This is a genomic window from Micromonospora sp. WMMD1219 (assembly GCF_049315215.1).
GTDB lineage: Bacteria > Actinomycetota > Actinomycetes > Mycobacteriales > Micromonosporaceae > Micromonospora > Micromonospora tulbaghiae.
On the sequence record NZ_CP186057.1, the window covers coordinates 266,516 to 285,712 of the forward strand.

Annotated in this window: 24 protein-coding genes; 14 read left to right on the top strand and 10 right to left on the bottom strand. The window is 73.8% G+C overall.

Going from position 1 to position 19,197, the window contains the following annotated elements:
* Positions 1–46: 46 nt before the first annotated feature.
* A complete protein-coding gene (locus tag ACN27C_RS01220; RefSeq protein WP_120571328.1) occupies positions 47–652 on the top strand; it encodes an RNA polymerase sigma factor in 606 nt (201 codons plus the stop codon).
* Complete coding sequence (locus tag ACN27C_RS01225; RefSeq protein WP_120571329.1) at positions 606–1,379, top strand: anti-sigma factor; 774 nt, start codon at positions 606–608, stop codon at positions 1,377–1,379. The genes ACN27C_RS01220 and ACN27C_RS01225 overlap by 47 nt, the downstream gene beginning before the upstream one ends.
* Positions 1,380–1,477: 98 nt before the next feature.
* Here ACN27C_RS01225 and ACN27C_RS01230 read toward each other — a convergent pair whose 3' ends face one another.
* From ACN27C_RS01230 to ACN27C_RS01245, 4 genes are all read right to left on the bottom strand, one after another.
* Positions 1,478–2,437 (bottom strand): electron transfer flavoprotein subunit alpha/FixB family protein, encoded by a 960-nt coding sequence (locus tag ACN27C_RS01230; RefSeq protein WP_120571330.1) that lies wholly within the window; start codon positions 2,435–2,437, stop codon positions 1,478–1,480.
* Between the two features lie 11 nt (positions 2,438–2,448).
* Positions 2,449–3,228, bottom strand: a complete 780-nt coding sequence (locus ACN27C_RS01235; RefSeq protein WP_120571331.1) for an electron transfer flavoprotein subunit beta/FixA family protein — start codon at positions 3,226–3,228, stop codon at positions 2,449–2,451.
* A 176-nt stretch (positions 3,229–3,404) separates the two neighbouring features.
* Positions 3,405–3,809 (bottom strand): hypothetical protein, encoded by a 405-nt coding sequence (locus tag ACN27C_RS01240; RefSeq protein ID WP_120573938.1) that lies wholly within the window; start codon positions 3,807–3,809, stop codon positions 3,405–3,407.
* A 2-nt stretch (positions 3,810–3,811) separates the two neighbouring features.
* Positions 3,812–4,609, bottom strand: a complete 798-nt coding sequence (locus ACN27C_RS01245; RefSeq protein ID WP_120571332.1) for a GNAT family N-acetyltransferase — start codon at positions 4,607–4,609, stop codon at positions 3,812–3,814.
* 41 nt (positions 4,610–4,650) lie between these two features.
* On the opposite strand from ACN27C_RS01245, the gene ACN27C_RS01250 reads away from it, so the two are divergent.
* From ACN27C_RS01250 to ACN27C_RS01260, 3 genes are read left to right on the top strand one after another with little or no spacing between them, the layout of a single operon-like run.
* Complete coding sequence (locus tag ACN27C_RS01250; RefSeq protein ID WP_120571333.1) at positions 4,651–5,037, top strand: YidH family protein; 387 nt, start codon at positions 4,651–4,653, stop codon at positions 5,035–5,037.
* Positions 5,034–5,333 carry a DUF202 domain-containing protein gene (locus ACN27C_RS01255; RefSeq protein WP_357799460.1) on the top strand — a complete coding sequence of 100 codons (300 nt, stop codon included), beginning with the start codon at positions 5,034–5,036 and terminating at the stop codon, positions 5,331–5,333. Before ACN27C_RS01250 ends, ACN27C_RS01255 begins: the two co-directional genes overlap by 4 nt.
* Before the next feature lie 26 nt (positions 5,334–5,359).
* Positions 5,360–5,761, top strand: a complete 402-nt coding sequence (locus tag ACN27C_RS01260) for a PLD nuclease N-terminal domain-containing protein (protein WP_120571335.1) — start codon at positions 5,360–5,362, stop codon at positions 5,759–5,761.
* Positions 5,762–5,817: 56 nt separating this feature from the next.
* Here the strand turns inward: ACN27C_RS01260 and ACN27C_RS01265 are convergent, their stop codons facing one another.
* Positions 5,818–7,440, bottom strand: coding sequence for an acetolactate synthase (locus ACN27C_RS01265; protein WP_422750234.1), 1,623 nt, complete (start codon positions 7,438–7,440; stop codon positions 5,818–5,820).
* A gap of 70 nt (positions 7,441–7,510) precedes the next feature.
* Complete coding sequence (locus ACN27C_RS01270) at positions 7,511–8,284, bottom strand: enoyl-CoA hydratase/isomerase family protein (protein ID WP_120571337.1); 774 nt, start codon at positions 8,282–8,284, stop codon at positions 7,511–7,513.
* Between the two features lie 131 nt (positions 8,285–8,415).
* Between ACN27C_RS01270 and ACN27C_RS01275 the strand changes: the two genes are divergently transcribed.
* Positions 8,416–8,982 carry a DUF6232 family protein gene (locus tag ACN27C_RS01275; RefSeq protein WP_422750235.1) on the top strand — a complete coding sequence of 189 codons (567 nt, stop codon included), beginning with the start codon at positions 8,416–8,418 and terminating at the stop codon, positions 8,980–8,982.
* Here the strand turns inward: ACN27C_RS01275 and ACN27C_RS01280 are convergent.
* Positions 8,928–9,359 carry a nuclear transport factor 2 family protein gene (locus tag ACN27C_RS01280; protein WP_121685867.1) on the bottom strand — a complete coding sequence of 144 codons (432 nt, stop codon included), beginning with the start codon at positions 9,357–9,359 and terminating at the stop codon, positions 8,928–8,930. The two genes, ACN27C_RS01275 and ACN27C_RS01280, sit on opposite strands and share 55 nt — an antisense overlap.
* Positions 9,360–9,418: 59 nt before the next feature.
* Here ACN27C_RS01280 and ACN27C_RS01285 point away from each other — a divergent pair, with 59 nt between their 5' ends.
* Both ACN27C_RS01285 and ACN27C_RS01290 read left to right on the top strand, forming a co-directional pair.
* Entirely contained in the window at positions 9,419–9,898 is a 480-nt protein-coding gene (locus ACN27C_RS01285; protein ID WP_422750236.1) for a DUF6232 family protein, read from the top strand.
* A gap of 66 nt (positions 9,899–9,964) precedes the next feature.
* On the top strand, positions 9,965–10,735 hold the full coding sequence (locus ACN27C_RS01290) for a hypothetical protein (protein ID WP_121685866.1): 771 nt from the start codon (positions 9,965–9,967) through the stop codon (positions 10,733–10,735).
* Between the two features lie 3 nt (positions 10,736–10,738).
* On the opposite strand, the gene ACN27C_RS01295 is transcribed toward ACN27C_RS01290, so the two are convergent.
* On the bottom strand, positions 10,739–11,635 hold the full coding sequence (locus ACN27C_RS01295) for a ribokinase (RefSeq protein WP_120571341.1): 897 nt from the start codon (positions 11,633–11,635) through the stop codon (positions 10,739–10,741).
* Positions 11,636–11,651: 16 nt separating this feature from the next.
* Positions 11,652–12,491, bottom strand: coding sequence for an ABC transporter ATP-binding protein (locus ACN27C_RS01300; protein WP_422750237.1), 840 nt, complete (start codon positions 12,489–12,491; stop codon positions 11,652–11,654).
* A gap of 132 nt (positions 12,492–12,623) precedes the next feature.
* On the opposite strand from ACN27C_RS01300, the gene ACN27C_RS01305 reads away from it, so the two are divergent.
* Complete coding sequence (locus tag ACN27C_RS01305) at positions 12,624–13,628, top strand: ABC transporter ATP-binding protein (RefSeq protein WP_120571343.1); 1,005 nt, start codon at positions 12,624–12,626, stop codon at positions 13,626–13,628.
* Positions 13,625–14,635 (top strand): ABC transporter permease subunit, encoded by a 1,011-nt coding sequence (locus ACN27C_RS01310; protein WP_120571344.1) that lies wholly within the window; start codon positions 13,625–13,627, stop codon positions 14,633–14,635. Before ACN27C_RS01305 ends, ACN27C_RS01310 begins: the two co-directional genes overlap by 4 nt.
* Positions 14,636–14,720: 85 nt before the next feature.
* Here ACN27C_RS01310 and ACN27C_RS01315 read toward each other — a convergent pair whose 3' ends face one another.
* Positions 14,721–15,926 (bottom strand): ROK family transcriptional regulator, encoded by a 1,206-nt coding sequence (locus ACN27C_RS01315; RefSeq protein WP_252449490.1) that lies wholly within the window; start codon positions 15,924–15,926, stop codon positions 14,721–14,723.
* Between the two features lie 124 nt (positions 15,927–16,050).
* Between ACN27C_RS01315 and ACN27C_RS01320 the strand changes: the two genes are divergently transcribed.
* The 4 genes from ACN27C_RS01320 (at position 16,051) to ACN27C_RS01335 (ending at position 19,183) form a co-directional block, all read left to right on the top strand.
* Complete coding sequence (locus ACN27C_RS01320) at positions 16,051–17,505, top strand: glycoside hydrolase family 3 protein (protein WP_422750238.1); 1,455 nt, start codon at positions 16,051–16,053, stop codon at positions 17,503–17,505.
* A gap of 121 nt (positions 17,506–17,626) precedes the next feature.
* Positions 17,627–18,064: a hypothetical protein gene (locus ACN27C_RS01325; protein ID WP_422750239.1), complete on the top strand. Its 438-nt coding sequence runs from the start codon at positions 17,627–17,629 to the stop codon at positions 18,062–18,064.
* Positions 18,061–18,543, top strand: a complete 483-nt coding sequence (locus ACN27C_RS01330; protein ID WP_091419207.1) for a thiol-disulfide oxidoreductase DCC family protein — start codon at positions 18,061–18,063, stop codon at positions 18,541–18,543. Before ACN27C_RS01325 ends, ACN27C_RS01330 begins: the two co-directional genes overlap by 4 nt.
* Entirely contained in the window at positions 18,482–19,183 is a 702-nt protein-coding gene (locus ACN27C_RS01335; RefSeq protein ID WP_422750240.1) for a TetR family transcriptional regulator, read from the top strand. Before ACN27C_RS01330 ends, ACN27C_RS01335 begins: the two co-directional genes overlap by 62 nt.
* The last annotated feature ends 14 nt before the right edge of the window (positions 19,184–19,197 follow it).

Consider the following 19,197-nt stretch of genomic DNA (forward strand, 5'->3'; position numbering starts at 1 on the left):
TGTGGGAGTTACAGTCGGGCATGCCCCACGGAAGGCGAGCCGCCCGGTGACGGCGGCCAGGCAGGGCCCCGAACCGCCGGGCGAGGACGACCTCGCCACCCGGTTCCGCGACGGCGACGAGGCGGCCCTGCGAGAGGCGTACGACAGGTACGGGCGGGCGGTGCTGCACCTGGCCACCACGACGCTCGTGAACCGCAGTGACGCCGAGGACGTGACCCAGGCGACGTTCGTCGCCGCCTGGCTCGGCCGGGAGACGTTCGACCCGGCGAAAGGCTCACTGGTCGGCTGGCTGCTCGGGATCGGGCGGCGCAAGGTGGTCGACCGGATCCGGGCCGCGGCCCGGGAGACCCGGGTGGTCGAGACGGTGAAGCAACTGCCGGAGCCGGTCTCCACCGGCCCCGACCCGGACACGGTGGTCGACCGGCTGGTGGTCGCCGACGAGCTGGCCCGGCTCCCCGACGAACAACGCCGGATGCTGGAGCTGGCGTTCTACGACGACCTGACACACCAGCAGATCGCGGCGGTGACCGGAGTGCCGCTCGGCACCGTCAAGAGTCACATCAGACGCGGCATGCAGAGCCTGAAACGCAGATGGGAGGTGGACGGTGCAGCACCTGGACCACGACCGGCTGGTCTTTCTGGCGCTCGGTGAGAGCGAGGCGGCTGACGGCGAGGCCACCCATCTGGACACCTGCGACCACTGCCGGGGCGAGATGGAGTCGCTCCAGCACGTCGCCGGGCTCGGCGCCGGCACCCAGGGCCTGGCCGACCTGCCCGACCCGCCGGAGCACATCTGGCAGGGCATCGTGGCCGAGATCCGGGCCGCCGAGGAGCTGCCGGCGCTGACCGATCGGCGCCTGCCGCGCCCGGCCGACCCGGTGGAGCCGGCCGCCGTACCCGTCGTGGCACGTCGTCCGCGGCGGAGCCGGCGCTGGCCGGGGTGGGCGACCACGGCGGTCACCGCCACCGCCGCCGCGGTGATCGGCGTGGCCGGCACGGCCGCGGTGCTCGGCGGTGGCGGCGGCGAGCCGGCCGACCCCGAGCCGCCGGTGGTGGCCAGCGCGCCGCTCGCCGCGTTCGGCGCGACGCCGAAGGACGCCTCCGGCGACGCCCGGGTGCTCGGTGACAACCGGTTGCATCTGCACGTGGCGAATCTCCCGAGCGTTCCGGGGTACTACGAGGTCTGGCTGATCGATCCGAACACGATGGAGATGTTCTCCGTGGGTACGCTGAGCAACGGCTCGGGGGATGCGCTGCTGCCGATCCCCCCGAACGTCGACCTGCGCACCTACACCGTGGTCGACGTCAGCGCGGAGCAGTACGACAACAAGCCCGGCCACTCCGGCGACAGCCTGCTGAGGGGCACCCTGACGGGCTGATCGGCGGGCCGGCTCAGCTCCCCGGCCCGCCGATCAGCTCCCTACGAGAAAAGGCCGCCGCCCGGTGCACCGGGCGGCGGCCTTTTCTCACGCGATGCTCACTTGCGCTTGCGGATCTCCTCGGCGGCCTGCGGGACGACCTTGAACAGGTCGCCGACCACGCCGTAGTCGGCCAGCTCGAAGATCGGCGCCTCGGCGTCCTTGTTCACCGCGACGATGGTCTTCGAGGTCTGCATGCCGGCCCGGTGCTGGATCGCGCCGGAGATGCCGAGCGCGACGTAGAGCTGCGGGGAGACCGTCTTGCCGGTCTGACCGACCTGGAACTGGTGCGGGTAGTAGCCGGAGTCGACGGCCGCGCGGGACGCGCCGACCGCGCCGCCGAGCAGGTCGGCCATCTCCTCGACCAGCTTGAAGTTGTCGGCGTTGCCGACACCGCGACCGCCGGAGACGACGACCGACGCCTCGGTCAGCTCGGGGCGGGAGCCCTTCTGCTCGGCGACCCGCTCGACGACCTTGGCCAGCTTGTCCGCGTCGGTGACCGACACGGTGAGCTGCTCGACGGCCGGGGTGGCCGCGGCCGGGGCCGGGTTGAGCGAGTTCGGCCGGACGGTGACCAGCGGCAGGCCCTTGGTGACCTTGGACTTGACGATGGTGGAGCCGGCGAACGCGACCTGGGTGGCGGTGCCGTCGGCGGCCAGGCCGACCACGTCGGTCAGGATGCCGTTGTCCAGCTTGACCGCCAGGCGGGCGGCGATCTCCTTGCCCTCCTGGGAGGAGGCGAGCAGCACGGCGGCGGGCTGGACGCGCTTGACCAGCTCGGCGACCACTGTCGCCTTGGGGGCCACCAGGTAGCCGTCGATCTCCTCGCCCTCGGCGGCGTAGATCTTCTCCGCGCCGTACTCGCCGAGCTTCGCGCTCAGCGCCTCGGCGGCGCCGGCGCCACCGAGGACGACAGCGCTCGGGGTGCCCAGCTCGCGGGCGAGGGTGAGCATCTCACACGTGACCTTCTTGACGCCGAATTCCTTGGTGGCTTCGACGACGACGAGAACCTCAGCCATGTCCAGACCTCTCACACGAACTTCTCGGTGGCGAGGAACTCGACCAGCTTCACGCCGCCCTCGCCCTCGTCGGTGATCTTCTCGCCGCCGGAGCGCGGCGGGCGCTTGGAGTGCTCGACCACGGCGCTGGTGGCGCCGTCGAAGCCCACCTCGGCCGGGGCCACGCCCAGGTCGCCAAGGGAGAGCGTCTGCACCGGCTTCTTCTTGGCCGCCATGATGCCCTTGAAGGACGGGTAGCGCGGCTCGTTGATGGTGTCCCAGACGGAGACCACGGCCGGGGTGGAGGCGGTGACCACCTCGTAGCCCTCCTCGGTCTGCCGCTCGACGGTCAGGTTCGCGCCGTCGACGGTGAGCTTGCGGGCGCCGGTCAGGGCGGCCACGCCCAGCCGCTCGGCGATCATGTGCGGCATGACCTGGACCCGGCCGTCGGTCGACTCGGCGCCGCAGATGACCAGGTCGGCGTTGAGCTGCCCGAGGGCGGCGGCCAGCACCTTCGAGGTGGCCACCGCGCAGGAGCCGTGCAGGGCGTCGTCGACGACGTGGACGGCCTTGTCCGGGCCCATGGAGAGCGCCTTGCGGATCGACTCGGTCGCCCGGTCCGGACCCATGGTCAGGATGGTGACCTCGCCGCCGTGCGCCTCCTTGATCTTCAACGCCTCCTCGATGGCGTACTCGTCCATCTCGTTGATGACGTTGTTCGCCGAACCGCGGTCGACGGTGTTGTCGTCAGAACGCAGGTTGCGGTCCGCGCCCGAATCGGGCACCTGCTTGACGAGTACGACGATGTTCATCGCGCTTCGACGACCCTCCTGTTTGGTGTAGCGATCACTCGCCCGGTCACGGGCGCAGCCTCCCGCGTGACGCAACGTGGGTCAACCGCGGGCAGCTGTGCACTTCCCCACGAGGCAATGTTACCCGCAAGTAGCATGGCCACCCCGGCGGCCCGGAGTGACGCAACTCACCACCGTCACGCCGCCTCGGCCAGCGCCTGCCGGATCTTCTCGATCGCCGCCGCCTCGGCCGGCTCGATCCCCCGGTGCGCCTGCGCCACCCGCTCCGCCGCGGCCAGCACCACCGACCGGTACGTCTCGACGTCGTCCGGCGACTTGGCGCGCAGGATCTCCACCGACCGGCCCAGCGCGGGCAGCACCACCGACTCGATCTCCATGACCGAGTCCCGGGGGAGCTGCGGCAGCGGCCCGGTGGTCAGTGCCTCCTTGACCACACCCCCCACCTCGGCGAGCGCACCGGAGGCGGCGAAGCTCTCCCGCACCATGGCCAGCACGCCGGGCACGGCGTTGGAGACCAGGAACACGGCACCGAACGCGCCGGTCTTCAGGGTGAGCCGCTCGTCCGCCGTCAACCGTTCCATGATCACGGAGTGTAGACGTAGGGCGTGGAGGTGGTGACCGCAACGAGCCCGAGCCGCTCCAGGATGGGCCGGCTGTCCGGCGAGCAGTCCACCTGCAGCAGCGCCTTGCCGCGCTGCTGTGCCAGCCGCGCCCGGTACGCCACGAGCGCCCGGTAGATGCCCTTCTTCCGCCACTGCGGCAGCGTCGAGCCGCCCCAGAGGCTGGCGAAGCCGGTGCCGCGCTGGTAGCGGATCCAGCCCGCGCTGACCACCGTCTCCCCCGCCTCGGCCACCACCACCGTGATCGACTGCGGGTCCGCCTCGATCTCCCGGAGCAGGCCGATCACCAGGTGGCTGCGGTCGGTGCGCCAGACCTCCTCCTCCATCGCCGCGATCCGTTCCAGGTCGGCCCGGCTGGTGACCTCGCGCAGGCGTACCCCCTCGGGGAGCACCGGGACGGCGGCGGCGAGCGGCGCGACCGGGCCGACCACGACGGTCTCCTGGTCCTCCGGTACGAAGCCGGCGGCGCGCAGCCGGTCACCCAGGTCGGCCGGCTCGTCGTGACCGGCGAGCTTCCACTCGACCGACTCGCCCCGCGCCCGGAAGACCTCGACCTGCCGGGCGATGAGCGCGTCCAGCTCGGCGCCGGCCAGGCCGTCGAGCGTCCGGTAGGTGAGGAAGCCCCGGTGGTCGAGGCCGAGCACGCGGAACAGCGGGCCGTCGCGCTCCACCGTCACCCCGTCCGGCAGCGGGTCCGGCAGCTCCGGTCGGATCTGGCTGTCGTAGGCGTCACGCAGCTCGCGCGCGTCAAGATCGGTCATCCCCCCAGGCTAGGCGCGGGGCAAAGCGGATAATCGGCAGCGTGTGGGAGTCGATCAAGAGCTGGTTCGACCCGCGTGAGCTGCGTTCGGTCGGCACCCCGCCGGACTACCGCTTCTCGCTGGCGAACGAACGGACCTTCCTGGCCTGGCTGCGAACGGGGCTCGCGCTGGTCGCGGGCGGGCTGGCCGCCGCCCAGTTCCTCCCGCCGCTGCGCCTGGCCCACCTGCGCGAGGCGCTCGCGATCGCGTTGCTGCTGCTCGGCGCGGCCGTCTCGATCCGGGCGGTCGACCACTGGGCGCGCACCGAACGCGCCATGCGGCTGAACGAGGAGCTGCCCGCGTCCCGCTTCCCGGCCGTGCTGGCGCTCGTCGTCGCGGTCGGCGCGCTGCTGCTGGTGGCCGCCGTGCTGCTGGGCGGCGCGGGGTGACCCGAGACCCCGGGCTGCAGCCCGAGCGCACCCGGCTGGCCTGGCGGCGGACGCTGCTCACGCTGACCGCGGTGCTGCTGCTCCAGCTCCGGCAGGCGTTCACCGGCCGCGTCCTCGACGCGCTGCTGACCGGGGCGGCGCTCCTGGTCTGGCTCGCCGTGCTGGTGGTGACGTGGCACCGGGCCACCGGCACCGGGCCGCGGCGGTTCGACAGCTGGTCGGTGCCGCTGACCGCGCTCGGTGCGGCCGGACTGGCGGTGCTCGGTGTGGCGCACGTGCTCGGCGGGGTGCGCTGACGTGCGGCGGTGAGCCATCATGAGGCATGGCCCGCCTCTACGTGCTGCTCTTCCTGGTTCAGATCGTCCTCGCCGTGTGCGCGCTGATCAGCTGCCTCTCCGCCGACGAGGAGAAGGTCAAGGCGCTGCCCCGGATGATCTGGGTGCTGATCATTCTCTTCTTCCCGCTGGTCGGCTCGATCGCCTGGTTCCTGGTGGGCCGCGAGCGCCCGGCCGGAACCGCCGGCGTCACCGGCACGACCCGTCCCGCCGCCCCGGCGGCCCGCCGCCCGCTCGCACCGGACGACGACCCGGAGTTCCTCGCCTCGCTGGACGAGCGGTCCCGCCGCGAGGACCAGGAACGGCTGCGGTTGTGGGAGGAGGACCTGCGCCGCCGCGAGGAGGAGCTGCGCGGCCGTCCGGACGACCGGGACCGCCCCGAGGTCTGACACGCGCAGCGGGCCGCCCGCCGGTCACCCGGCGGACGGCCCGCACGCGCCGTGTCTCAGGCCAGGTTCGACGAACGGGGGTACGCGTCCGCGGGGTCGGTCAGCACGTTCACCAGGTACGGCACGCCCGAGTCGAACGCGCGCCCCAGCGCGGGCCCGAGGTCGGCGGCCTTCTCCACCGTCTCGCCCCCGCCGCCCAGCGCCTCGACCACCTTGTCGTAGCGCAGGCCGGGCTGGAGGTCGGCGGCCACGTCGTAGCCGTACATCGCCCGCATCGGGTGCTTCTCCAGCCCCCAGATGCCGTTGTTGCCGACCACGATCACCACCGGCAGCTTCTGCCGGACCAGCGACTCCACGTCCATCAGCGAGAAGCCGGCCGCGCCGTCGCCCATCAGCACGCAGATCTGCCGGTCCGGGTGGCTGACCCGGGCGCCCATCGCGTAGCCCATGCCGGTGCCGAGGCATCCGTACGGGCCGGGGTCGAGCCAGGTGCCCGGCTGGGCGGGCTCCAGGTACCGCCCGGCGTACGAGACGAAGTCGCCGCCGTCGCCGATGGTGATGGCGTCCGGGGCGAGCACCTTGCGCAGCTCGCCGTAGATCCGGGCCGGGCGGATCGGGTCGCTCTCGGCGGCCATCTCCTCCGCGTCGCGGGACTTCGCCGCGTCCTCGGCGGTCCGCAGCTCGGCGATCCAGTCGGCGTGGTCGGCCCGGTCACCGGCGTGGTCGGCGAACGCGCCGAGGATCAGCCGCAGGTCACCGGCCGGCGCGGCGGCCGGCTGCACGTGCCCGGCCCGCTGGCTCGGTGCGTCCACCACGTGCACCACCTGGGCGTCGCCGAAGTCGCCGAAGGAGAGCCGGAAGTCCAGCGGGGTGCCGATCACCACGACCACGTCGGCGCCCTTGAGCGCGACCCGGCGCGCCTTGGCGAACGCGAGCGGGTGCTCCGGCGGCAGCGCGCCCCGGCCCATGCCGTTGGTGAACACCGGCACCCGCAGCGACTCGGCGGCGGCACGCAGCGCCTCGACGGCATCGCCCGCGTACACGTCGGAACCGGCGATGATCACCGGCCGGGACGCGCCCGCGATCAGGCGGGCCGCCTTGGCCACCTCGTCCGGGTCCGGCTCGATCGGCGCCGGCGGCGTGACCGCCGGCAGGTCGGCGTCGCCTACCGAGAAGACCGCCTCCAGCGGGAAGTCCAGGAAGACCGGGCCGCGGTGCGGGGTGAGCGCGGTGGTCAGCGCCGCCGACACCGCGCGCGGGATGTCGTCGGCGCTGAACACCGTCTCGGCGTGCTTGGTCACCGGCGCGACCAGCGGCAGGTGGTCCATCTCCTGGAGGCTGCCCGAGCCCCAGCGGAACTGGGGCGCCCGCCCGCCGAGCACCAGCACCGGCGAGGCGTTGAAGAACGCGCTGGTCAGGCCGGAGACCCCGTTGGTGACGCCGGGGCCGGCGGTGAGCACGGCCAGGCCGGGGCGGCGCTGGAGCTTGGCGACCGCCTCGGCGGCGAACACCGCGGACTGCTCGTGCCGCACGTCGTAGAGGGGGAAACCCGCCTTGTGCGCGGCGTCGTAGAGCGGGAAGACGTGCCCGCCGGACAGCGTGAACATCTCCCGTACGCCGTGCGCGCGTAGTGCCGCGAGTGCCAGATCGCCCCCGTGGCCCTCGATCCGCTCCGTCATGCCATTCCCCTTCGTCGACCGACCGGGGTCACGCTACTGGCCGGTACAGCAGATGTGAACAGCTCTCGCGTCAGCGACCGGTGAAGCCCGGCTTGCGCTTCTCCACGAACGCGGCCATGCCCTCGCGCCGGTCGTCGGTGGCGAACAACGCCGCGAAGAGCTGGCTCTCCCAGGCCAGGCCCGAGGTGAGGTCCATGTCCAGGCCGCCGTCGACAGCTGCCTTCGCCGCGCGCAGCGCCTGCACCGGCCCGGTCAGGAACGGCTTCACGTACGCCACCGCGGCGTCGTAGACCTCGGCGGCCGGGACCACCCGGTCGGCCAGGCCGATCCGCAGCGCCTCGGCGGCGTCGACCATCCGCCCGGTCATGATCAGATCCTTGGCGCGGGCCGGGCCGACCAGGCGGGCCAGCCGCTGGGTGCCGCCGGCGCCGGGGATGATGCCGAGCTTGATCTCCGGCTGGCCGAGCTTGGCGTCCTCGGCGACGATCCGCCAGTCGCAGGCCAGCGCCAGCTCGCAGCCGCCGCCGAGCGCGTACCCGGTGATCGCGGCGACGACCGGCTTCGGGATGCGGGCGATCGCGCCGAGCGCGCTGGACAGGTCGGCCGCGCGCTCCGCCATGTCCACGTAGGACATGTCGGCCATTTCCTTGATGTCCGCACCGGCCGCGAAGACCTTCTCGCCGCCGTACACGATCACGGCGCGGACCTCGGCGTCGGCGGTGGCCGCCGACGCGGCGGCGCGCAGCTCCTCCTGCACCTGGGTGTTGAGCGCGTTCATCGGCGGCCGCTCCAGCCGGATGGTGCCGATGCCGTCCTTCACTTCCAGCCTGACGAACTCGCCCACGCTGCCCTCACTTCCTCGTCGAAGTCGCGTGCCAACCTTACGACTCGCCTCGTTGGGGTAGACAGTGTGGTGTCGGCGACTCCCCAGGTCGCCGCCGGAGTCGCCGCCGCCCCGCCACCGGGAGTGAGGCCATGATCACCTACTACGACGACCGCTCCGTCCAGGTCACCTCCACCGCGGTACGGGTGGACGGGCGCAGCTACCCGCTCGCCGAACTGACCACCGTGTGGCACCGGCGGGGTGACCGCTCCTGGCGGGTGCTCGCCGGGCGCGGCGCGATCGGGGCCGCGCTCGCCGGACCGCTGGTCGCCGCCGTGCTGGGCATAGCGCTGGCCGTGTGGCTCCAGCGTTCGGCGGTGGTCACCATCGCCATCGTCGGGGTCTCGGTGCTGCTCGGCCTCGCCGTCGGTCCGCTCGCGGACTTCCTCTTCGAGCACCTGGACCGCTCCTACGCCCGGGGCAGCCGGGAGATGGAGATGTGGGCGCAGTGGCGCGGCCGGCCGGTGCGGCTGCTGCACACCCGCGACGCGATGCGCTTCGGCCAGGTCTACCGGGCGGTGCAGCGGGCCATGGAGGCCCTGCCGCCAGCGCCGGGGCGTGCCGCGCCCGATCGTGCCGCCCGCCAGCCCGATCGTGCCGCGCGTCAGAACGTGATCGGCTCGTCCGGCAGCAGGCCGAGCCCGCGCAACAGGCCGTAGGTGTCCTGCTCGCCCCAGAACTGCACGATCCGGCCACCGGCGAGGCGGTACATCTTGCACGCGCTCTGCACCGTGGTCGCACCGGTCGCGTCCCGCCGGTACGTCTGCGCCATCGACACCACCACCCGGTCCCCGGCCGCGAAGATCTCCCGGATGTCCTGGTCGAGCACGGTCAGGCCGGGTGAGGAGACGGCCGCCTCCGGGTAGCGCCGGCCGCGTACCGCGGTGCCCGAGCCGTAGATCTCCACGTCCTCGTCGACCACCTCGGCCAGTTCGGCCAGATCCTTCGTGACGAAGGTGCGCAGGTAACGCCGGACCACCTCGACGTTGCGCGCCTGCTCGTCACCGCTGGTTCCGGCCCCGTTCCGGTCCGCCATGCCCCACAGCCTACCGTCGCGGGACGCGCCGACATCGACACGCGCGGTTAGGCTGATTCATGGTCCTCTATTACCGGGACGACGCCGTGCAGGTCACCTCGGAGGCGATCCACGCGGGCGGGCAGGTCGTCGCGCTCGCCGACGTCACGTACGTCTGGCACGCGCGCGGCACCACCACGCTCGCCGTCCGGGGGCGGGTGCTGGGCCGCGGCGTGCTGGTCCTGCTGCTGTCGCTGCCGCCACTGGTCGCGGTGGTCTGCGTGCTCTCGCTGGCCTGGTCCGCGCAGGACCGCGGCGAGTGGAAGCTCGCCCTGATCATCCTGGCCGCGTTCGGGGTGGCCGGTCTGGCGCTCACCCCGTTCCTGGAGGTGCCGCTCGGCTGGCTGGACCGCTCCTACGAGCGCGGCAACCGGGTGCACGAGCTGTGGGTGCAGCACCACGGCCGGGAGACGATGCTGGTCCGTACGCCGGACGCGCTGCGGTTCGGGCAGATCTACCGGGCCGTGCAGCGGGCCGTCGAGCAGGGCGACCTGCGGTGAGCCGGACCGGCGCGCGGCGGCCACCTCATCCGGCGGCACTGGCCGCGACGCCGCACACTGGATGCCATGGCGATCCCTCTTCCCCGGCCCGGCGCTCTGCTCGGCCTCACCCGTACCGCAGTGGACCAGGCGCTCGGCTCGGCCGCCACGGTGGCCTCGGTACCCGCTCGCGCCTTCGCCGTCCTCGACCAGGTGGAGGCGCTGGTCCGGCGGATCGACGGGGTGGTGGACCGGATCGAGGGCACGCTCGACCGCACCGACCGGGTGCTCACCGACGCGGAGACGGCGGTCCGCGAGGTGGCGGTGATCAGCGCCGCCGCCACCGCGGCGATCGACACGGCGACCGAGGTGGCCGCCGCGGCGACTGTGGTGGTCGGCGAGGCGCAGCGGGTCTCCGAGGCGGCGGCCACCGTGGTCGGCGAGGCCGACCGGGTGGCCCGGACGGCGGCCGGTGTGGTGACCGAGGCGGAGACGGTGACCGCCCGCGCGGCGGGCACGCTGGCGACCGCCGAGAAGGCGACGGGCGTCGCGACCGAGCTGCTGACCGCGTACGAGGCGACGCTGCGCCGGGCCGCGCCGATGGCGGCCCGTTTCGTGGAGCAGCTCAGCCCGGAGGAGGTGACCGCCGCGATCCGGCTGGTGGACGAGTTGCCGAAGCTCAAGGACCATCTCACCTCGGACGTGCTGCCGATCCTGGCCACGCTGGACCGGGTCGGGCCGGACCTGCACGACCTGCTGGACGTCACACGCGATCTCAAGCTCGCGGTCGCCGGCATCCCCGGGCTCGGCATGCTGCGGCGCCGCGGCGAGCGCCTCACCGACGAACCGGCCGGCTGAGGCTCAGCCGGCCGGGAACAGCTCGTCGATCTCCGCGCGGTGCGGTAACGCGACCGAGGCGCCGAGCTTGCGCACGCACGCCGCACCGGCGGCCGCCGCCCAGCGCACCGCGTCGGCCAGGTCCCGCCCCTCGCCCCAGGCCACGGCGAGCGCGGCGGTGAACGCGTCCCCGGCGGCGGTCGAGTCGACCACGTCCACCGGCACCGCCGGCACGTGCGTCGGCGGCCGGTCCCGGTCGACGTACCAGGCGCCGTCGCCGCCGAGCGTGAGCACCGCCCTGGGCACCAGCTCCAGCAGCGCCGCCGGCTCGTCCCGGCCGCGGCCGGTCAGCGCCTGCGCCTCCGGCTCGTTCACCACGAGCAGGTCGGTGGCCGCCAGCAGCTCGGCCGGCACCGGCCGGGCCGGTGCGGCGTTGAGCACCACCCGGGTGCCCGCGGAACGGGCCGCCAGCGCCGCCTCGGTCACCGTCTCGACCGGCACCTCCAGCTGCGCGACCAGCACGTCCGCATCGCGTACGGCGGAAAGCTCGTCGGCGGTCAGCGACGTGAACGCGGCGTTCGCCCCGGGGGTGACCAGGATGGCGTTCTCCCCCGCGCCACCGACCATGACCAGCGCGACGCCGGACGGGCCGTAGACCACCCGCAGGTGGCCGGTGTCCACGCCGGCCGCTGTCATCCGGGCCCGCAGCGTCACGCCGAACGAGTCCGAGCCGATCGCGCCGAGGAAGACGCAGGACGCGCCGGCACGTACCGCGGCGACCGCCTGGTTGGCGCCCTTGCCGCCGGGCAGCATGACGAAGTCGTCGCCCAGCACCGTCTCGCCGGGCCGGGGCAGCGCGGCGCCGATGCCGACCAGGTCCATGTTGGCGCTGCCGACGACGGCGATCCGGGTCTGCGGCACTGTGTCGTCCCGTCGCTCAGGCGGCGCGGGCGGCCCAGCGGTCGCCGGACCGCGCGACCACCAGCGGCAGGCCGAACGTCTTCGACAGGTTGTCGGCGGTGAGCACGTCGGCGAGCAGCCCTTGCGCCACCACGCCGCCCTCGCGCAGCAGCAGCGCGTGGGTGAAGCCCGGCGGGATCTCCTCGACGTGGTGGGTGACCAGCACCATGGCCGGCGCGTCCGGGTCGTACGCCAGCTCGGCCAGCCGGGCCACCAGGTCCTCGCGCCCGCCCAGGTCGAGCCCGGCGGCGGGCTCGTCGAGCAGCAGCAGCTCCGGGTCGGTCATCAGGGCGCGGGCGATCTGGACGCGCTTGCGTTCGCCCTCGGACAGCGTGCCGTACGTGCGGTCGGTGAGGTGGCCGACGCCGAGCTGGCGCAGCAGCGCGGCGGCGCGTGCCACGTCGGTGCGGTCGTAGCTCTCCCGCCAGCGGCCGACCACGGACCAGGCGGCTGTCACCACCACGTCGACGACGCGCTCCTGCGCGGGGATCCGCTCGGCGAGCGTCGCGGTGGACAGGCCGATGCGGGTCCGCAGCTCGTTGACGTCGGTACGGCCGATGCGCTCGCCGAGCACGTGCGCGACGCCGCTGGTCGGGTGCAGCCGGCCGGCGGCCAGGTTGAGCAGCGTGGTCTTGCCCGCGCCGTTCGGCCCGAGCACCACCCACCGCTCGTCCAGCTCGACCCGCCAGTCGACGTCGTGCACCAGCGCGGTGCCGGAACGCCTGACGACGACTCCGTCGAGGCTGACCACCAGATCCGCGTCCACGGTCGAGGGGGCGGGGGCGCCCGGGGCGCCGGGGATCAGGTCACCAGTCACCGCTCCATCCAATCACGCACCCGGCCCGGCGCCCCCCACGGGCGGCGCCACCGCCATAGGGTGGGGCGCCGTGTCGTTGGTCACCGCTTCCGGAAGGACACCCATGCCCGACCGCTGCCGGGAGGCGCGCGGATGAGCGCGGTCATCGAGATCGCCGGCCTCCGCAAGACGTTCCACACGCTGCGCCAGGGGCGCCGGATCGCCGTCGACGGTTTCGACATGCTGGTCGAGGCGGGCCAGGTGCACGGCTTCCTGGGGCCGAACGGGTCCGGGAAGACCACCACGCTGCGCGCGTTGCTGGGGCTGGTCCGGCCGGACGCCGGGCGGATGCGCGTGCTGGGCGCCGAGTCACCCGAGCATCTGGCGGACGTGGCCGGGCGGGTCGGCGCGATCGTGGAGAGCCCGCAGTTCTTCGCCAACTTCACCGCCCACCGGACGCTGCGGCTGCTGGCCCTGGCCGGTGGTGTGCCGACCGCCCGGGTGGACGAGGTGCTGGAGCAGGTCGGGCTGCGCGACCGGGGCGACGAGCGGGTCAAGGGCTACTCGCTGGGCATGAAGCAGCGGCTGGCGGTCGCGTCGGCCCTGCTGAAGAACCCGGAGCTGCTGATCCTGGACGAACCGGCGAACGGGCTGGACCCGGCCGGCATCCGGGAGATGCGTGACCTGACCCGGTCGCTGGCCGAGGCCGGGGTGACGGTGCTGCTGTCCAGTCACATCCTCGCCGAGATCCAGTTGATCTGTGACCACGTGACGATCGTCAGCCGGGGGCGGCGGGTCGCGTACGGGCCGGTGGAGGAGGTGCTGGCCGGTTTCGACCAGCACCAGTGGCGGGTCCGGGTGGCCGACCCGGAGCAGGCCGGGCAGTTGCTGGGCCGGGCCGGCCTGTCGGTGACCGTCGCGCCGGACCACCTGGTGGTGACCGGCGTGCAGGATCCGGAGACGATCAGCCGGACGCTCGGCGAGCAGGGCATGTGGGTACGCGAGCTGGTCCCGCTGCGGCCGGACCTGGAGAGCGTCTTCCTGGAGCTGACCGGCGGCCACGAGCACGTGGCGGTGCCGCGACAGGTCGACGGCGCGCCGCCGAACGACGGTGTGATCGACCTCGACGTCCGGGAGAGCCGGGAGGTGGACGCGTGAACCTGGTCCGTGCCGAGCTGGAGCGGCTGGCCGCCCGGCGCTTCGTGCAGCTCATGGTGGTGCTGCTGGCTGCCGCCTTCGCGGTGACAGTGGTGACCACGCTCGCCGGTTCGCACCGGCCCGGCCCGGCGGAGCTGAGCCGGGCGCAGGCCCAGGCGGCGGAGAGCGTGCGCCAGATGGAGATGACGTACGACCGCTGCCTGCGGATCCGGGAGGGCTCGCTCCCGCCGGGCGAGAACGACTACCTGCCGCGCGACTGCGCCCAGATCGACCCGGCCCAGATCGAGGAGCTGCCGAGCGCGGCCGACTACCTCAGCGGCGTCTTCGTCTTCGCCAAGGAGGCCGAGCCGCTGCTCTACTTCCTGATCGCGTTCCTGACGCTGTTCGGGTTCCTGGTCGGCGCCTCGTACATCGGGGCCGACCTGAACTCGGGCGGGGTGGTCAACCTGCTGCTGTGGCGGCCACGGCGGCCCACTGTGCTCGCCGCGAAGCTGGGCACGCTGCTGGGCGGGCTGCTCGGCCTGTCGGTGCTGGCGTCGGCGGCGTATCTCGGGGCGTTCTGGTTGATCGGCCAGGCGTCCGGCCTGGTCGGGCGCACCGGCGGCGACTTCTGGCCGTCGCTGGCGGCGATCTGGGTACGCGGGCTGATGCTGGTGCTGCTCGCCGCGGCGCTCGGGTTCGCCGTCGCCACGCTGGGCCGGCACACGTCGGCGGCGCTCGGCACGGTGGCCGCGTACGTGGTGGTGTGGGAGCTGGGGGCGCGGCTGGTGTTCCAGATCCTGGAGGTCGGCCGGCCGGACCGGTACATGCTGTCCAGCTATCTGGCGGCCTGGCTGTCCGGTGAGGTGCGGCTGTGGGACAGCAACGCCTGCGGCCCGGGGATCTCCGGCTACTGCGACGGCTCGTACACGTTGACGTGGACGTCGGGCCTGGTGGTGCTGCTCGGGCTCACCGGTGCGCTGGTGGCCGCCGCGTTCACGGTGTTCCGTCGCCGCGACCTGATCTGACCGGAGCGACGCTCCGGCAACTCCTTGCGAACCCTGGCGCCATGATGAAGGATTCCTTCACATGGCGCCAGGGTGCACGACGTGGTCAGCCGACGGTCGAGCCGAACACCTCGTCGCGTACGGCGTCCAGCGCGGTACGCAGCGCGCCCCGCAGGATCGGCTCCTCGGTCAGCCCGGTGGTCACCACCCGGGGGCGCACGAGCGTGATCGCGGCGACCTCGTGCTGCACCCGCTCGGCCAGCGCCGCCCCGCCCGCCTGCCCGACCGCGCCGGCGAGCACCACGAGCGGCGGGTCCAGCACCACGCAGGTGCTCGCCACACCGAGCGCCAGCCGCCGGGCCAGCTCGTCGAGCATCGGCCCGCCCGCGGTGCCGGCCGCGATCGCCGCGCGTACCACCTCGGCCGCCCGGGCCGCCGCGACGCCCTGCTCGGCCGCCTCCGGGCTGGCGAAACCGTGCTCGGCGGCCACCGCGCGCACCGCGTCGGCGCCGACGAGCTGCTGGAACGCCGGCTTGGCCCGCTTGGACACGTCGCGCGGGATGGGCGCACCGGGCACCGGCAGGTAGCCGATCTCCCCCGCCGCGCCGCTGCTGCCGTGGTGCAGCCGGCCGCCCAGCATGATCGCCAGGCCGACGCCCGCGTCCACCCAGACCAGCACGAAGTCGGCGGTGCCACGGGCCGCGCCGGACTGCGCCTCGGCCACTGCGGCGAGGTTCACGTCGTTCTCGAACACGACCGGGGTGTCCAGGTCCTCGCGCAGCGCGGCGAGCAGGCCGCTGTGCCAGCGGGGCAGGTTGAACGCGAACGTGATGTCGCCGGTCTGCGGGTCGACCAGGCCCGGGGTGCCGAGCACGACGCGCCGGACGGCGGACAGCTCCGCCCCGGCGCTGCTGGCCGCCTGGACCACGGCGTTGTGCACCACGCCGACCGGGTCGTCGGTGTCCCTGGTGGACTGCTCGACCCGGCCCGCCACGGTGCCGGTGATGTCGGCGCAGGCGGCCACCACCCGCTCCGCGCCCACCTCCACGCCCACCACGTACGCGCTGCTCGGCCGGACGGCGTAGAGCTGGGCGTTCGGGCCCCGCCCGCCGGCCTGCTCGCCGACCCGGGCGACCAGGCCGCGCTCCTCCAGCCGCTCGACGAGCTGGGACGCGGTGACCTTGGACAGCCCGGTCAGCTCACCGATCCGGGCCCGGGTCAGCGGGCCGCGTTCGAGCAGCAGCTCCAGCGCCGCACGATCGTTGAGCGCCCGCAGGAGTCGGGGGGTGCCGGGCAGCCGGGTCGCACTCATGCCAACGTCCTCAATTTTCAGTAAAGTTTTCTAACCACAAAACGCCTGCCGAGGGGTGCCCGTTAGCGTATCGGCCACCCCCATCCGCAGAGGTCGGACGACCCGGCAGGGAAAGGGGATACTCGTGGGTCTGGATCCAGGACTGCGCCGGCTCGCGCTGGGCACGCTGCTGGCCGCGTACCCGGGACCGGTCCCGCCGGACTGGGCGGTCGACCTGCTCGCCGACGGGCTCGCCGGGCACACCCTGTTCGGCACCAACATCCACGACCCGGCCCAGGTGGCCGCGTCCACCGCGGCGCTGCGCGCCGGCCGCCCCGACGTGATCGTCGCGATCGACGAGGAGGGCGGCGACGTCACCCGGCTGGCGCACGCGACCGGCAGCCCGTACCCCGGAAACGCCGCGCTCGGCGCGGTGGACGACCCCGACCTCACCCGCCAGGTGTACGCGGCGATCGGCGCGGAGCTGGCCGCGCTCGGCATCACCGTCGACCTCGCCCCCACTGTCGACGTGAACACCGCGGACGAGAACCCGGTGATCGGCACCCGCTCGTTCGGGGCGGACCCGAAGCGGGTCGCCGTCCACTCGGCCGCAGCCGTCGCCGGCCTCCAGTCGACCGGCGTGGCGGCGTGCGCCAAGCACTTCCCCGGGCACGGCGCCACGGTCGCCGACTCGCACCACGAGCTGCCCACCGTCGACGTGCCGCCAGCGGTCCTGCGGGGCCGCGACCTGCCGCCGTTCGCCGCCGTGGTCGACGCGGGCGTCCGCGCGGTGATGACCGCGCACATCCGGGTGCCGGCGCTGACCGGCGACGGTCCGGCCACGTTCAGCCGCGCGGTCCTGCACGACCTGCTGCGCGTCGAGTACGGCTTCGCCGGCGCGGTCATCACCGACGCGCTGGAGATGAAGGGCGCGGTGCTCGCCGCCGGCGGGGTCGGCGCGGGCGCGGTCCGGGCCCTGGCCGCCGGCGCGGACCTGCTCTGCATCGGCGCCCGGGTCGACGCCGAGCTGGTCGAGTCGGTCGCCGCCGAGATCGTCGCGGCCATCGGTGACGGCCGGCTGGCGCGCGCCCGGGTCGAGGAGGCCGCCGGCCGGACCGCCGCGCTCGCCGCCGCCACCGGCTCCGCCGACGCCCCGCCGCCGGCCGTCGACGGCCTCGGCTACGCCGCCGCGCTGCGGGCGGTACGCGTCGAGGGCGACCTCACCGGCGACACCGCGCCCCTGGTGGTGCAGGTGCACGCCACCTCCACCATCGCCGAGGGGCGGGTGCCCTGGGGGCTCGGCCCGCACCTGACCGCCGGAGTCGAGCAGGCCCGCGCGGTGGCGGGCGAGACGGACCCGGAGCAGTTGCGGCGGCTCGCCGGGGACCGGCCGGTCGTGCTGGTCGGCCGGCACCTGCACCGGCTGCCCGGCGCGCGCGAGCTGGTCGAGGCGCTGGCCGTCACGCACCGCGTCGTCGTGGTCGAGATGGGCTGGCCGGGCGCCTGGCGGCCGGCGGGCGCGCGCGCCTTCGTCGCGACCCACGGCGCCAGCCACGCCAACGGCCGGGCCGCCGCCGAGGTGCTCGGCCTGACCGCCTGACCCACTCACCTACCCGGCCCGCCGCCCGGACGGGCGGCGGGCCACTCTCTTGAACGTGTTCAAATTCTGTCGTACGCTCAGGGCGCCCAGGATTTGAACACGTTCAAGAGAGGCGACGGGGATGAACGTGAAGGTCTGGATGTACCTGGCCTACCTGACGGTGAGCATCGGCCTCACCATCTGGGTGGCGCGGGCACTGTCCCGCAACGGGCTGGTGTTCCTGCAGGACGTGTTCGCCGACAGCCGGCTGGCCGAGGCGGTCAACAGCCTGCTGGTGGTCGGCTTCTACCTGCTCAACCTCGGCTACGTCACGGTGGCGATGAAGGAGTCCGGCCCGGTCGGCGACACCAGCCAGGCGCTGGAGCAGCTCTCCATGAAGGTGGGATTCGTCCTGCTGGTGCTGGGCGCGCTGCACTTCTTCAACGTCTTCGCGCTCGGCCGCTACCGGCGCGGCCGCCTGCGCCAGCAGGCCCTCCACCCGCCGCTGCCGCCGGTCCGGATGCTCCCGCCGCAGGGCGGGCCCGTACCGGCGGCGGGCCCGAACCCGCCGGCCCGGTGACGTCCGCCGCGGGCGGGCACCAGCAGGATCCCACCGGGCACGGGGCCGGTGGGATCCGCGGGTTCACCGTCCTGTTCGACGCGGACTGCCCGATGTGCCGGGCCGCCCGGCGCTGGCTCGCCTCGCGCGCCCAGCTCGTACCGCTGGAGTTCGTGCCGGCCGGATCCGCCGAGGCCCGGCGGCGCTTCCCCGGGCTCGACCACGACGCCACACTGCGCGACCTGACCGTGGTGGCCGACACCGGTGCGGTCTACCGCGGCGACGGCGCCTGGTTCGCCTGCCTCTGGGCGCTCGCCGAACATCGCGGCACGGCCGAGCGGCTGGCCCGCCCGCACCTGCTGCCGCTGGCCCGGCGGGTGGTGGCGGCGGCCTCCGCGGTCCGCGAACGGATCCGGGAACCGGGATACGGTGACGACGATGACCGAGCAGAGTGCGCCGACGACCGCTGCGGGTGGGCAGGGGTCGACGGCCCGGGGTGAGCAGACCCGCCAGCTGATCCTCGACACCGCGATGCGGCTGTTCCGCGAGCGCGGATACGCGCGGACGACGATGCGCGCCGTCGCCCAGGAGGCGGGCGTGGCGGTGGGCAACGCCTACTACTACTTCAGCTCCAAGGAACACCTGGTCCAGGAGTTCTACGCGGGCACCCAGCGCGAGCACCGGGAGGCGGCCGCGCCGGTGCTCGCCCGGGAGCGGGACTTCGGCCCGCGACTGGCCGGGGTGCTGCACGCGGGCATCGACGTGCTGAGCCCGTACCACGCGTTCGCGGGCGCCTTCTTCAAGACGGCGGCCGAGCCGACCTCACCGCTCAGCCCGTTCTCCGCCGAGTCGTCGGCGCCCCGGGACATGTCGATCGCGCTGTTCCGCGAGGCGCTGACCGGGTCCACAGTCAAGCTCGACGACGAGCTGCGCGAGGCTCTGCCCGAGCTGCTCTGGCTCGGCTACATGGGTGTGGTGCTCTACTGGGTGCACGACCGCTCGGAGGGGCAGGTCAAGACCCGGCAGCTCATCGACGGCGTGGTGCCGCTCGTGGACCGGCTGGTGGGTCTGTCCCGGCTGCGCGTGCTGCGGCCGGTCACCCGACAGGCGCTCGCCCTGATCCACACGCTGCGTCACTGATCCCGCCGACGCGA